We start from the raw sequence: 15,247 nt of genomic DNA, 5'->3' as shown, positions 1-15,247 counted from the left end.
ATCAAAAATCCACTCAATCGCACCAATCTATGCATACTATTCTTCTTCTTTTTAGCTAATTTTGTGCTGCTCACAAAGAAAATACAAAATTATTAAAAAATTTCTCAAAATATCAATCTGGACCATTATCGTCCTTCTACTTTTACCCCTTCTCGCTTACTTGATATTTTTGAGCAGTGGGGTGCAAACTTATGTAAGTCAGAAAATAGCTGTTTCTATTTCTGAACAAACCCATACTCCTGTGTCCATACAGGGTGTTAATATATCTCCCTTTAAAAGCATTATCATTAAAGGATTGTATGTGGAAGATTATCAGAAGGACACATTAGTATACGTCGGCAATTTAAAGGTTAAAATAGACTCTTTTAATTTGGATACTAAGCATATCTACGTTAACAAATTAAGTTTAAGCAAAACTTTTGTAAACCTTTACGAGGATAAAAATCGCATTCTAAATATGGAGGTCTTTTTAGATTCTCTCAGAAATAAAAATGCAACCCCTGCCATAGATACCACTAAAAAATCATGGATTACTTTAGTTTCAAATATTGATATCTCTGATTCTCAATTTGGATATAAAACAGTTGCTGCCAAAACCCAAAAATTCGGGATAAATTACGACGATATTTTGGTTAAAAATATATACTTAAAAGCCAGAGATATAAAAGTAATTGGAGATTCCATTAATTTTCAGATACAACATCTAAGTTGCTCCGAAAAATCAGGTTTTAAATTAAAGGATTTTAAAGCTAACTCCTGGGTCACTAGCCATCAATGGGGATTAACTGATGTCAAAATTTCAGCTACTCATAGTGAGTTAAATGCAAAATATCTGCACTTTAACTATGAACCAGGCAAAGGATATTGGCGAAAATTTACAAAAAAAATGCAATTGGATTTCCTCCTAAACTCGTCAAAAATAAGCTTTTTAGATGTAGCCTACTTTAACGATGAGTTAGAAGGATTCAGAGAAACAGGACGTATAAAAGGACACATTTATGGTACTGTCTTTGATCTGAAAGGTAAGGATATTGATGTTATTTATGGAGAACAAACCATCTTAAAAGGACAATTCTACATGAATGGTCTTCCCTATTTGAGAGATGCATATTTGGAAGCAAATTTTGACGAATTGACCACTAGCATAGCAGACATTGAAAAAGTATATATCCCGGGATATGATAAGGAAAATTTAAATTTTCCTGAATATTTTAGTAATCTAGGTTTGATTCATTATAAAGGTAAATTCAACGGCTTTATTAATGATTTTGTTTTTTACGGCAACTTTAAAACAGATTTAGGAAGTATAAAAACAGATATCCTCTTTAAACCTAATAAAAAAGACAATCGACTTGTTTTTAATGGGGATTTGAAAACTACAGATTTTAATCTTGGAGGCTTCTTAGAACAGGATAAAGTAGGTACAGTATCATTAAATGTTTCCGTGAATGGTTCTACCGACGAAGAGACAACGAAAGGAATAATGAAAGGAAACATTAGTAATCTTAATTTCAACGATTACGAGTATAAAAATCTTTCTCTGGATGGATTCTTCTCTCAATCGCAATTCGATGGAAAAATTTCTATTCAAGACCCTAATATAGGATTTGATTTTGCGGGTAAAATTGACTTCTCACAAAAAGTTCCGACAATGAACTTTAGTTCTCATATCCTTCATGCGAAACTTTTTCCACTTCATTTATCAAAGAAAGATCTCAAATCAGAATTAAGCTTATCCATTAATGCAAATTTTACTGGAAGCGGTGTGGATAATGCCAATGGAATTATAGAGATAAATAATACTAATTACAAAAATAGCCTGGGCGAATTTTCCCTAAATAAATTAACTATTAACTCCTTTACTTCTCCCGATTTTAAAAGACTAACCTTGGAATCTGATGTTTCGGATGCAAAAGTTGAAGGAAATTATGAAGTAGGCAGTCTCATTTCGTCTATTGCCAACATGGCATATTATTATTTACCTGCTTATGCGCCAAATAAGGATTATACAAAAATTGATAGTACCAACAATTTCAAATTCTCACTCCATCTAAAAGATGTCGATTCAATTACAAAAGTATTGTATCCGGATATTAATTTAGCCTCCCATACCAATCTTGATGGAATTATAGTTGCAAAAGATCACAAACTTGAAATGCATTTTAATTCTCCAAGTTTAAGTGTTCAAGGCAAAAATTTTGATGAACTCAAAATAGATCTTGAAACAAATAATCATCAATTAGAGCTAAAAGGCAGAACGAATAGACTTGCTTTTTCTGATGATTTCAGGCTTTATAATTTAACAAACAAAATAACTGTTGGAAAAGATAAAATCAAGCTAGATGTACTCTGGAATAATTGGGATAAGAGAACTTATAGTGGTTATCTATCAGCAGAAGGAATGGTTAAAAAATCAAAAGCAAGTGGTAATCCAATATGGAATATTAATTTGTTGCCTAGTACTCTAATAATGGATGACAGTATTTGGAATATCCCATCATCACAAATTGTTATTGATAGTACGAGCTACCAAGTTGATAATTTTAAAATTCAGCGGCAAAATCAGTATTTTGGTTTAGATGGAAAAATTTCTACCAATCCAAAAGATAGCATTAGATTTGAAGTTCACAATATCAGCCTAAAAAACTTAAACAATTTAACCCGAGATAAGAAAATCGGTGTTAATGGATTGGTTCGTGGCTACGTTCAGCTCTCTGATCTATATGGAAATAGATACTCTAATTCCAATCTAATGATTGAGGATCTTATTTTTAATCAGGATACACTTGGTAATTTATATTTGATAAGTGATTGGGATAAAGATCAGAGAAAACTCTCTTTTTCTTCCTTTACCAATTATAATTCAAAAAAGGAATTATCTCTGGAAGGTAATTATTTCCCAGAATCTGATTCTATCAATATGAATATTGATATGCAGGATCTTCGCATGGGTTTACTTTCTCCTTATTTACAAGATAATATCTCAAATATCAAAGGAAATACCTCAGGGAATCTTCATTTAGAAGGATCAACAGAAGAACCAAGATCCTCTGGTAAATTAAAATTTAAAAATGTATCCTTTACAATAAACGAGCTTAAAACTACTTATTATTGTAACGATAGTATAAAAATAACCCCTAAGGAATTTCAATTCAACAAATTTAGACTAATTGATCAACACGATAAAATTGCAACAATATATGGTGTAATTTCACACGAACAATTGCAAAATTTCAATTTAGATTTGGCCATCAATACTCAAAATTTTAACATCCTAAATACAAAGGTGACGGACAATGAACTTTTTTATGGCCAGGCCTACCTAACTGGAATCACCCACCTTTTTGGCCCCACAGATAATATGGATATTGATATCACCGCCAAAACAGATAAAAATACCAGAATTTATATCCCTTTGAATAATAGTGGTGATATCCAGGAGAGTAATTTTATCACTTTTGTAAACTCCACTCATTTCGTAAACAATAAAGAATCAGATCAATATAAGATTGATTTAAGCGGAATTAAAATGAATTGCGATTTGGATATAACACCAGAAACAGAAGTTCAAATCATATTTGATTCGAAAATAGGTGATGTTTTAAAAGCAAAAGGAAATGGAAACCTAAAATTAGAAATCGATACTAAAGGAGACTTTAAAATATTTGGTGATTATACAATACAAACCGGGAGTTATCTTTTCACTCTTCAGGATGTTATCAACAAAAAATTCGATTTATCAAACGGTGGAAATATCAAATGGACTGGAGATCCGTATAATGCAACTGTAAACATTAATGCTGTTTACAACGTAAAAACTACACTATACGACTTATTACTAAACACTCCCTATATTGATAATACACGTAAAGTACCTGTGCAATGTAATATGAATCTTAGTAATCGTCTTGAAAACCCCAATATCAAATTTAGTATCGCCTTTCCAACACTCGATCAGCAAACTCAAAGTATTTTGGAAGGATTATTTTCTACTGAAGATGAAATGAATAAACAAATTCTTTCCTTGCTGGTATTAAATCGGTTTTACACTCCTGAATATTTAAGATCTACAGACCCAAATTTTGAAAATAAAAACTCAAGCTATGCTGTAGGTATTACAACAAGTGAATTATTATCCAATCAATTATCAAATTGGCTTAGCAAGATCAGTAATGACTTTGATATTGGCGTGAGTTATCGTCCTGGTGATGAATTAACAAGTGATGAAATAGAACTTGCACTTTCTACTCAGATTTTTAATGATAAAATTACAATCAATGGAAATGTGGGAACAGGAAATAGTCAGCAAAGAGCCAATGATATTGTTGGAGATATGGATGTGAACATTAAGCTTGACAAAAAAGGAAAACTACACTTAAGTGCATTTACTCGATCTAATGAATACCTTGTTTATGAAGAATCCAGAAATACACAGGGCATTGGTATATTCTATAAAGAGGATTTTAATACGTTTTCCGGACTTCTAAAAAAATACCTCAATTTTTTAAAACCTACAAAAAATAAATTTCCCCACAAATAATTGATTGTTTAAGTCATTAAACTATTGCTTTTTGATGTTTTTCAGCAGCGTAAACAAGAGATATTTTTCTTTAATTGTTGCCTGCATTCTAATAACAAATATTAGTATATTAGCAGCTTCTGAAATCGAAATTAATACATCAAAAAAATAATCAATTACTATGTTTACACTAATGATTGTGGTATTTGTTCTGGGATACACCGCTATTGCTCTAGAACATCCACTCAAAATTGACAAAGCCGCTTCGGCACTTCTGATTGGAGTACTAACTTGGGTATTATATGCTTTTGGAGGCATTGATATTCTTTCCTCAGGCGTGAGTCGAGCCTGGAATGAATATGTCCAACTAAATCCATCTATGGATAATGCGCACGGGATGCTTGATTTTATAACCCATCATGAAGTACTACATCATCTTTCAGAGATATCAGCTATTTTATTTTTCCTTTTGGGTGCAATGACAATAGTAGAGATTGTGGATCAACACCAAGGTTTTAAAATTATTACCGATAAAATAAAAACCACAAATAAGGTAAAACTACTTTGGATTTTAAGTCTGTTGACATTCTTCATGTCAGCAGCACTAGATAACCTTACGACTACAATTGTAATGGTGGCACTCATCCGAAAACTAATCAAAGCAAAAGAAAACAGATGGTTTTTCGCCTCTATGGTGGTACTAGCAGCTAATGCCGGTGGTGCATGGTCTCCTATTGGAGATGTAACCACCATTATGCTTTGGATAGGCAGTCAAGTTACTACTCTTAAAATTATTGAAGGAGTAGTACTCCCTTCCTTAATAACAGTAATTGTTCCATTAATTGTTATTTCTTTCAGAATGAAAGGAAATGTAGTTCGTCCTATTTTAGAGAATGGTAATAATAACGAACATACCACACAAAAGGAACGTGTTTTCATTCTTTGTTTGGGAGTATTCTCCTTACTATTTGTACCAGTATTTAAAACCTTTACCCATTTACCTCCTTATATGGGAATGCTACTTGGGTTAGGAATAATGTGGTTGGTTACTGAGATTATGCATAAGCACAAGGATATTGAAGACAAAAAAAAACTTACTGTTATTGGTATTCTAAAAAAAGTTGATGTACCTACAGTATTTTTCTTTCTTGGAATTTTAACAGCTGTATCCAGTTTACAGTCTGCTGGACATTTGGATATTCTAGCTAAATATTTAGATCAGCATGTTCACAATATTTTTGCGATAAATATCATTATTGGTATGCTTTCCTCTGTTGTTGATAATGTACCACTCGTTGCAGGTGCTATGGGAATGTATCCTATCGAATCTGCTAGTGCCGTTGGTTATGCTGCCAACTTTGTACAGGATGGTTTATTCTGGGAGTTTTTGGCTTACTGTGCTGGAACAGGAGGAAGTTTATTAATTATTGGTTCTGCCGCAGGTGTTGCTGCAATGGGAATGGAAAAAATAGATTTTATCTGGTATTTGAGAAAAATCTCATTTTTAGCTTTTATCGGTTACGCCTCAGGAGCTGCCTTTTACATTCTTGAATCAGTATTATTTCACTGATAGATGAATTTCCCTTTTTTTAGATGGGGAATCAGAAACAATAATATTAATTTAGCGAGATATAATATTCCGTATTATATCTCGTTTTTTTATGAGATAGAACTAACTTGAAAACATAGAATATGAATTATCTTTTGATTTTTGCAGGAATTCAAAATTTGGCTCAAAGCACAACTCCTATTAATGATAAAGGAGCCGAAGCCACAGAAATTAGCTTAAATTTTATTGACTTGGCTTTTAAAGGAGGTTGGATCATGATTCCAATATTAGTACTCTCCGCAATTGCCATGTATATTTTTTTCGAAAGATATTATGCCATCCGAAAGGCTGCAAAAAAAGACTCTAATTTCATGAATAGAATTCGAGACTATATACATGACGGCAAAATTGATTCCGCAGTTGCTCTTTGTGATTCTAATAATACTCCTGTATCCCGAATGATTTCAAAAGGTATTAAACGAATTGGTCGCCCATTAAATGATGTTAATGCAGCTATTGAAAATATAGGCAATCTGGAAGTATCTAAATTGGAAAAAAACCTACCTACACTAGCAACTGTTGCCGGTGCAGCACCAATGATTGGATTTTTAGGTACAGTTATGGGTATGATTCAAGCTTTCTACGACATGTCAAATGCGGGAAACAATATTGATATTTCTTTATTATCAAATGGAATTTACACTGCTATGGTGACTACAGTAGCTGGACTTATTGTTGGTATTATAGCCTATTTTGCTTATAACATTTTAGTTGCTAAAGTGGAGAAAGTTGTGTTTAATATGGAAGCAACAACCACCGAATTTATGGATTTATTGAACGAACCAATTAAATAATCTGCATATGGCACTTAAGACCCGAAATAAAGTAAATGCAAACTTTAGCATGTCGTCCATGACGGATATTGTGTTTTTATTATTGATATTTTTCATGGTTACCTCTACTTTAATTAGTCCGAATGCACTAAAGTTATTATTACCTAAAAGTAGTAATCAAACTGCAGCAAAACCTATTACCAGTGTTTCCATTGACAAGAATTACAACTTTTATATTGAAACTACTCCGGTTCCTTTTTCACAACTAGAAAACAAGTTACAGCGTAAGCTTGCACGCGAAAAAGACGCAACTATATCACTTCACGTTGATAAATCAGTACCAATGGAACAGGTTGTAAAAGTGATGAATATTGCGAAAGACAATAAATACAAACTAATTTTAGCAACGAGAGCTAAATAAACATGAGAAATACCAAAAGCAATAGAATTGGAATTGCAGGAACACTATTTTTCCATATAGGATTAATTGCCGTCTTGTTCTTTCTGGGCTTTCATACTCCTCTTCCACTTCCTGAGGAAGAAGGTATTCTTATTAATTTTGGAAATAGCAATCAGGGAAAAGGATTAAACGATCCCGCTCCTGCCAAAGCCAAATCTCAAAATTCCCCAAAATCAAAAACTGTTGTTCCAGCATCCTCAACAAAAGCTAAATCAGAACCAATTGAATCTTCACCCAAAGAAAAAATAATTACTCAGGAAACAGAAGATGCTCCAGCTTTACTTTCAACAAAAGAAATAGCTAAGAAAAAGGCCGTTAAAGAAAAAGCAAGAAAAGTTAAAGAAGAGCAAGATCGAATTCATAAAATCGAAAAAGAGAAGCAATATCAGTTAGAATTAAAAAAACAACACCAAGCGGAACTGGAAAAAAAGAGAATTGCAGAAATTGAAAGAAAAAGAAAAGAAGAAGCGGAACGCAAAGCAAAAATTGATAACATCAATAATAAGGCGAAAAATATTTTTGGCAAAGGCAATTCGTCAAACAAATCGCAAGGTAAAACTTATTCCTCGGGAAATCAAGGAGCTACCAGTGGTTCTAACTCCTCCAATAATTATATAGGAAGTGGAATGGGAAATAATGGTTATTCCTATGATTTAAAAGGTAGAAATTCTCTAAGCATACCTAAACCGAAATATAGTCTGCAAGAAAGCGGAAAAGTAGTTGTGGAAATTACGGTTGACAAAAATGGTAAAGTTGTGAATGCACGGCCAGGAATGCCAGGAACCACAACGGGTAATTCTATTCTTTTCGATGCTGCACGCAAGGCGGCTTTAAAAGCAGTTTTTAATTCCGACAGTAATGCTCCTGCTTATCAGAAAGGAACTATTACTTACCATTTTCAATTAGATTAATCCTAACAAATCGTACACTCCTATAAATTTAAGAGAAGCAAAAACAATAACTGCTAATAGGATATAACGAACAAATTTAGCTCCCCAACTTACTGCAAAATTTGCAGCAATATATGCTCCCAGCATATTCCCCGCTGCCAGAACAAAACCGATTGTATAATCAATTTGTTTGTTAAAAATAAAAACTCCTATTGCAAATATTGTATAGAGTAGAATTATGAAAACTTTTATGGCATTCGCCTTTACCAAATCATAACCTGCACCTAAAACTAATCCCGATAAAAGAAAAAAGCCAACTCCAGCTTGAATAAATCCACCATAAATACCTATAAAAAAGAAGATAATGATTTGAATAAAACTAGGTTTTGAACGTATCAAGCCCACCTGACCTTTCACCCATGCATCAGGCTTATACAATACAATGAAGAATAGAAAAACAAGAACGACACCGATAGTTTTTTCCATCATATCCTGATTAATCTCCACTGCCAAACCTGCTCCCAGAACGGATCCTATAATTGCAGGAATCGCCAGCCATATTCCATCCCGAAAAACAAAAACCTTCTGCTTTTTAAAACTACTTACACCAACAACATTTTGTAATAATATTGCAATTCTATTTGTGCCGTTTGCCACATTTGCAGGTAATCCCATAAACATCAACATGGCTAAACTAATAACCGATCCACTACCCGCAAGTGTATTTAAAAAACCTGCAAAAACACCTACAAAAACTACTAATAAATAATTAAACCATTCCATATATTCCCAATTAAACCATTAAGCTAAAGATAAATACCTAATTTGAAATAGTACAAAAGAAAAATGGGAAGAAAATAAATTCTTCCCATCAAATATTTATCAAAAATAAAATGTTTACCAAGCAAACATTGGCCTTTCGCTCATCATGTTATTTACACGACTACGTACCGATGCAATAACCTCTTCATTATCAATATCTGAAATAACCTCATCAATCATTTCAACAATTACCGGCATATCTTCTTCCTTTAATCCTCGTGTAGTAATTGCGGGAGTTCCTACACGTAATCCAGATGTTGAAAACGGTGAACGAGTATCAAATGGTACCATATTTTTATTGATAGTAATATCTGCTTTCACCAATGTATTCTCCACCTTCTTACCTGTAATTTCAGGAAACTTAGAGCGAAGATCAATTAACATGGAGTGATTATCAGTACCATCAGAAATAACCTTATAGCCTAATCTAATGAATTCATCAGCCATCACTTTAGCATTTTTCTGCATTTGGATTGCATATTCCTTATAAGAATCGCTTAAAGCTTCTCCGAAAGCAATAGCTTTAGCTGCAATAATATGCTCTAATGGTCCACCTTGTTGTCCTGGAAAAACTGCAAAATTTAAAACCTGTGACATCATCTTAATCTCCCCTTTAGGAGTTTTTTGTCCCCAAGGATTTTCAAAATCCTTACCCATTAAGATCATACCTCCTCGTGGTCCACGAAGAGTTTTGTGTGTTGTTGTAGTAACAATATGACAGTAAGGAATTGGATTATTTAGCAATCCTTTAGCAATTAAACCAGCAGGATGAGCAATATCTGCCATCAATAAAGCTCCAACTTTATCAGCAATTTCACGAAGTCGAACAAAATCCCAATCACGAGAATATGCAGAAGCACCTGCAACAATCATTTTAGGTTGATGCTCAATCGCCAATTGTTCTAGCTCATCGTAATCTACTGTTCCTGTCTCCTCTTTTACATGATAAGCAACAGGATTATAAAGTGTACCTGATAAGTTCACAGGAGAACCATGCGATAAGTGACCACCATGAGACAAGTCCAATCCAAGAAATGTATCTCCTGGTTTTAAACATGCATAAAAAACAGCAGCATTGGCTTGTGCTCCAGAGTGTGGCTGTACATTTGCATATTCCGCACCGAATAATTCACATGCTCTGTCGATTGCTAATTGTTCGGTTTGATCTACAATCTGACAACCCCCGTAATAACGTTTTCCTGGGTAACCTTCTGCATATTTATTGGTAAGGCAAGATCCCATTGCATCCATAACCTGCTCACTTACAAAGTTTTCTGAAGCAATCAATTCTATACCATTTTTCTGACGCAGGTATTCCTGATCAATTAAGTCGAAAATTTGGATATCTCTTTCCATCGATGTTTGTCTTTTTTCCGATCATTGTCGGAATGAATTAATTTTTTGTTAGTGTTTAAGGAAAATCCCTTCTCTCTGAGAAATTTGTTCCTGTAAGAGAAGAGTATGCACCGTAATAATTACTCTTATTCATAGTCTTTTAAGTGCAGCTTCAAAATTAGACAAATCGCCATACTAAAAAAATTATTTCTATTATTATTCCCTTAGCAAAACACATTTTTAGAACATCTTCTTTTGCTTGCTTTTCATTAGTAAATCGAATTTGCACTGCAAATTATTAAAGTAATAAAATCATACGAAGAGATTAAATAGAATGAAATTTTAATAAAATTCGAGATAATCACTTTAAAGTTAATCAGCGGCTCCAATCATTTCAAAAAGGCAATCCTTACGCATTGTGCCTATTTAGATGCAATCATCGAGTAAAAAGCAGGACTCAACCTACAATCTATAGCTAAAATCGAATTTATCACCTATCATTTTTCTACCTCTAGCGTTTATTGTAAATTTAAGCAGATAATACAAACTATCCTCATCAAACATAAACAAAATGGAAGTCATCGAACCTACCCCTAAACAAAGACCAACTTTGCTAACCGTTCTCTGTATCCTTACTTTTATTGGTAGTGGTTTTAATACACTTAGCAATTTAATGGGAATGATCTTATCCCCTCTCAAAAACCTTATCGATCCTTCGATATTTGAAGAAGCTCTCGATAATGTACAGGATGATTTTGCAACTAAATTTGTTCAAATGGCAATAGATATTGCACAAAAAGCTTTCGATCATGTTTTTGAAATTTCTTTAGTTAATTTCTTATTGTATGCTGCAAGTTTAACAGGGGCTATCCTGATGTTTCATTTAAAAAAATCTGGATTCTATCTTTATACCCTTGCACAAATATTATTGATATTTGTTGCTCCTGTATTTATTGGATTTAATTTTATTATTAATATTGGAGTTTTGTTCGCAAGTGTTTTTAGTATATTGTTCATCGCTTTATATGCCATCAATTTTAAACATTTAAGCTAATTTAATATTTACCCTAAAACTATTTAACTATGGAAGAAAATGTTACAACAATTGAACTCCCTAAAAAAAGACCAACTTTTTTAACCGTTTTGTGTATTCTATCATTGATTGGAAGCGGAGGACTTGGACTAATCTATTCTGCCTATCAGTATGTCACTTTTGATACTACCTATACGACAGAAATGGAAAAAATGGAAACAGCAATGGATCAATTTAATGATGCTGACATAGATTCCGGATTTTTATATAATAGTGTTCAAAACAATATTATTCGATTAAAAGCTACAGCAGAAAATCTGGATCTTATCACTGGAGCAAATTGCTTATTTGCCATCATTAGTCTAATTGGTGTTTTTATGATGTTTAAATTAAAGAAGAACGGTTTTTACGTTTATACTTTTGCCAACTTGTTTTGGTTACTGGTTCCTTTGGCACTTATAGATTTTGATGCTATGCTCACCAATACGATGATTGGAGCAGGCTTCACAGTTTTATTTGTAATTCTTTATGCTGTTAATTTAAAACACATGGAATAATAAATTTTGCATCTTAACACTTAGCTTAGGCTACTCCCATCAAGAGTAGCCTTTTTAATATCTTTTAAACTTATTTAACGGACAATTTATATATCTATTTTGTAATTTTATCCTATTAACATTAAATGGAATTAAAAATGAAAACTTTAAGCAAATTTGCACCTCTTGTTTTGGTTTTATTGATTCCCTGTTTAGGATTTTCGCAAACCAAAAACAAAACCAATTCTCCAAACGAAAACATCAAGGTTAAAAAGGAATTTGACAAGAATGGTAACTTGATAAGATACGATTCTACCTATGTTTATTCCTGGTCTTCGGATAGTAGTAAAAATTTTATTGCTGATTCTTCTATGATGAAACAGTTTAATCAAAAATTGATGAAGAGTAAATTCATGATGAATCATTTTCGAAAGTTCTTTAGAAACGATAGCCTTATGGAAAGAGGATTTACCGATCCTTTCTTTTCAAATGACTTCTTTGATGATGATTTTTTTAATCCGGATTTTTTCAACAAAGACTCCTTGCATGAATCTCAGAATTTTTTCAAAGATTTTGATAAAATGATGAATGAACATATGAAATTTCGTGAAGAACACATGCAACGAATGAATCATCAAATGGATTCGCTTCGCAAGGAATGGATTCAAAAACAACAAGAATATTTTCAGAAGAGAAATTCTTTGAATCGAAAACACCACAACAAATTAGGCAAAACAATCAGTATGTAGTATGAATTGTGGATGATCTTTAAAAAACTACGATTGCACAGGTACTGCAATCGTAGTTTTTTTGTGACGATAGTGTCAAATATAACTTACACACTTTGCGGGATAGTGTCAAGTAAAACGCGATGTAGCTCAACACCTATTCATCGCTGGGCTTGCAGACCGCTCATAGTTCTATTTATTAGGCTTTCGTACATTATCGTTTCAATATTTCAATCAATTCTTTGTTTATATATAATGTTTCTCTTCCAACTTTTTGAGATTCTATTACACCAATACTTTCCAACTCTTTTAAATATCTTGACGCAGCTTTTCTTTCTACACCTAATGTATTTACAACAAACTCAATCTTTGAATAAGGTTGCTCAAATAATAGTTCAACAAGTTCTTTTCTATAAACTTTAGGTGCTTTTTGTTGAACCTTAATTATTGTAAAATCAAGTTGGTTTTTAATATTGGTAATCCTCGAAATTGTATCTTTTGAAGTACTTTCAACAGCCTTAAGCATAAACATTATCCATTCTTCCCATTTTCCATTCTTATTAGTTTGGTTTAGAAGTCGATAATATTCTGGTTTATTTGCGATGATATAAGAACTTAAATATAAAATCGGAACATCAATCAACTCGTTTAGGATTAAATACAAGATATTTAAAATCCGTCCAGTTCTACCATTTCCATCATAAAAAGGGTGAATACTCTCAAACTGATAATGTAATATTGCCAAGTTAATCAATGGAGACAAATCATCCTGTTGATTAAATTGATTAATAAAATTGGTCAGTAAGTCAAGTATTTCGACTTTATCTTGTGGTGGTGTATAAACAATTTCTCCAGTTGTGTAATTTTTTAAAACTGTTCCTGGTGTACTTCTAATCCCTGCATCATTATCCACTAGTTCTTGTTGAATACTCACAATGTCATTAACCCTTAAAAATCCTTGTTTTTTGACAAGGTCAAATCCCTGAAATATTGCTTTACGATAATTTACAACTTCCTTAGTCTCTGGTGAAATGTGAGTTTTATTAACAGTCAATGCTTTATAAAGCTCATCTTGTGTTGTAATAATATTCTCAATCTCGGAACTATCTTTAGCTTCCTGTAAAACAATGGCATTAATTAACATTGCCTGATTCGGAATTGTCTTTGCAATACCTTTTAATTCAGCTAATGCAGCCGTTGATTTATTTGTTTGTCTCAATATCTCAATCGTTTCCACTTTCTCTCTGAGAGGTGGAAGTTTTTCGAGTCTATAATGTGGTGCATTTTGTCCCATATTCTTCTTATTTGTACCAAAAATATAAAATATGGTACAAATATCAATATTTGCAGTGCGTTTTTTTACATGAGACCTAACGGTAAATTGGTCGAGTAGGCAAAGGGAACTTCCCCCTAAGTCTCTCACAGAACCGTACGTGATAGTCTCCCATCATACGGCTCTTGTCGTATATAAATCATGTTACAAGTTAAATAGAAAAATGCAGCTTCCAATGATAAAATAGATATGGAAACTGTTTCTTTATTCTCTTAAGCCATCCATAAGCACGGTAGATACTATTCTTGTAACGTTTGTACTTTCGTCGTACCCATCGAACCAAGCTACTGTGCAATAATCAGAATACATGATGCATTGGATTTTCCCATTTCAATCTTCATTCTCATGAAGACTGGATTTGTACGGCCTAATCTCTCGGTTTTCATCGCTTTTTGCACGGTACAGCCTGTTGAAAATCCATAAATTAGGAAGATTGATGCAGCAAATTCATGCAAGCTTCCCCTCTGAATACTTCAGAATACAAGAAAAATCCTCGGTAAAAGCATAGAAACTCCAAAGCAACACGGGATGTAGTTCAACATGTACTCATCGCTGGGTCTTGCATACCGCTCATAGTTCTATTTATTGTAGCTCATTAATTTTAGAAGGTAGCTTTATATGTAATGTCAAATCTCACTTCACTAACTTTGTCAAGTTCTATATAGACAGGAAAAATACCATTTGAATCAAAAAGGTTTGAATAAAATTTACCATCTTCTTTCACGAAAAGACTATAGTTTCCAGGTTCAAGTTCAATTTGAAAGAATCCTTCATTATCAGATTCAACTATTGTCACAAGTTTTGTATTTATTGCAGAAAAAAACGAAGTGTAGTCAATTTGTTCAACATCACTAAATGTCGTTAATTCATATACATAGACTTTTCTTTTCACTTGACATATTTCTCCACGTCCTACTGGCATGAAATCTCCACTCCAAAACCAAACATCTCCCCAGACACCCTGCTAAATAGTTACTTTATGGCTATTTCTTGGTGGGTCTGTTTCTGTATAACAGTTTGATTCCGGCTCAGAATCTTTACTACATGATAGCGTAAGGATAATTAAGAAAAGTGAGAAAAGCTTATTCATAATATAGGTTCGTTAAAAGATAGTCTTAAAATATAGATGCTAAAACTATGTAAAGGTTGCGTTTAATGAGCTACAACGTAAAAGTGTTTTATCCTTTTGTTTTTTAAAATTAATAAAAC

The 15,247-nt window shown here is 32.9% G+C and carries 12 protein-coding genes; 8 read left to right on the top strand and 4 right to left on the bottom strand.

The genetic code is table 11. From position 1 onward, the window contains the following. Positions 1-241: 241 nt before the first annotated feature. The 5 genes from DLK05_RS10585 (at position 242) to DLK05_RS10565 (ending at position 8,272) form a co-directional block, all read left to right on the top strand. Positions 242-4,540, top strand: a complete 4,299-nt coding sequence (locus DLK05_RS10585; protein WP_127343979.1) for a translocation/assembly module TamB domain-containing protein — start codon at positions 242-244, stop codon at positions 4,538-4,540. Positions 4,541-4,700: 160 nt separating this feature from the next. Beyond that, the gene (nhaD, locus tag DLK05_RS10580) at positions 4,701-6,089 is read left to right on the top strand and encodes a sodium:proton antiporter NhaD (RefSeq protein WP_127343978.1); all 1,389 of its coding nucleotides are present in this window, start codon (positions 4,701-4,703) and stop codon (positions 6,087-6,089) included. A 122-nt stretch (positions 6,090-6,211) separates the two neighbouring features. Then, entirely contained in the window at positions 6,212-6,922 is a 711-nt protein-coding gene (locus DLK05_RS10575; RefSeq protein ID WP_127343977.1) for a MotA/TolQ/ExbB proton channel family protein, read from the top strand. A gap of 7 nt (positions 6,923-6,929) precedes the next feature. Continuing rightward, positions 6,930-7,322, top strand: a complete 393-nt coding sequence (locus DLK05_RS10570; RefSeq protein ID WP_209319832.1) for an ExbD/TolR family protein — start codon at positions 6,930-6,932, stop codon at positions 7,320-7,322. A 2-nt stretch (positions 7,323-7,324) separates the two neighbouring features. Continuing rightward, the gene (locus DLK05_RS10565) at positions 7,325-8,272 is read left to right on the top strand and encodes a cell envelope integrity TolA family protein (RefSeq protein ID WP_127343976.1); all 948 of its coding nucleotides are present in this window, start codon (positions 7,325-7,327) and stop codon (positions 8,270-8,272) included. Here DLK05_RS10565 and DLK05_RS10560 read toward each other — a convergent pair. Both DLK05_RS10560 and glyA read right to left on the bottom strand, forming a co-directional pair. Then, entirely contained in the window at positions 8,264-9,034 is a 771-nt protein-coding gene (locus DLK05_RS10560) for a sulfite exporter TauE/SafE family protein (protein ID WP_127343975.1), read from the bottom strand. The genes DLK05_RS10565 and DLK05_RS10560 overlap by 9 nt on opposite strands. A 114-nt stretch (positions 9,035-9,148) precedes the next feature. After that, the gene (glyA, locus tag DLK05_RS10555) at positions 9,149-10,429 is read right to left on the bottom strand and encodes a serine hydroxymethyltransferase (protein ID WP_127343974.1); all 1,281 of its coding nucleotides are present in this window, start codon (positions 10,427-10,429) and stop codon (positions 9,149-9,151) included. 550 nt (positions 10,430-10,979) lie between these two features. On the opposite strand from glyA, the gene DLK05_RS10550 reads away from it, so the two are divergent. The 3 genes from DLK05_RS10550 (at position 10,980) to DLK05_RS10540 (ending at position 12,726) form a co-directional block, all read left to right on the top strand. Further along, positions 10,980-11,462, top strand: a complete 483-nt coding sequence (locus tag DLK05_RS10550; protein WP_127343973.1) for a hypothetical protein — start codon at positions 10,980-10,982, stop codon at positions 11,460-11,462. 29 nt (positions 11,463-11,491) lie between these two features. Beyond that, positions 11,492-11,998 carry a hypothetical protein gene (locus DLK05_RS10545; RefSeq protein ID WP_127343972.1) on the top strand — a complete coding sequence of 169 codons (507 nt, stop codon included), beginning with the start codon at positions 11,492-11,494 and terminating at the stop codon, positions 11,996-11,998. A 137-nt stretch (positions 11,999-12,135) separates the two neighbouring features. Then, positions 12,136-12,726: a hypothetical protein gene (locus DLK05_RS10540; RefSeq protein WP_127343971.1), complete on the top strand. Its 591-nt coding sequence runs from the start codon at positions 12,136-12,138 to the stop codon at positions 12,724-12,726. 193 nt (positions 12,727-12,919) lie between these two features. On the opposite strand, the gene DLK05_RS10535 is transcribed toward DLK05_RS10540, so the two are convergent. Both DLK05_RS10535 and DLK05_RS10530 read right to left on the bottom strand, forming a co-directional pair. Then, complete coding sequence (locus DLK05_RS10535; RefSeq protein WP_127343970.1) at positions 12,920-13,999, bottom strand: Fic family protein; 1,080 nt, start codon at positions 13,997-13,999, stop codon at positions 12,920-12,922. A 640-nt stretch (positions 14,000-14,639) separates the two neighbouring features. After that, positions 14,640-14,834 carry a hypothetical protein gene (locus tag DLK05_RS10530; protein WP_127343969.1) on the bottom strand — a complete coding sequence of 65 codons (195 nt, stop codon included), beginning with the start codon at positions 14,832-14,834 and terminating at the stop codon, positions 14,640-14,642. Positions 14,835-15,247: the final 413 nt, after the last annotated feature.

The sequence above is a fragment of the Ancylomarina longa genome (assembly GCF_003996985.1).
GTDB classification, from domain to species: Bacteria; Bacteroidota; Bacteroidia; order Bacteroidales; family Marinifilaceae; genus Ancylomarina_A; species Ancylomarina_A longa.
The sequence above is the reverse complement of the archived record's forward strand: the minus strand, read 5'-3'. Positions and strand labels throughout refer to the sequence as shown.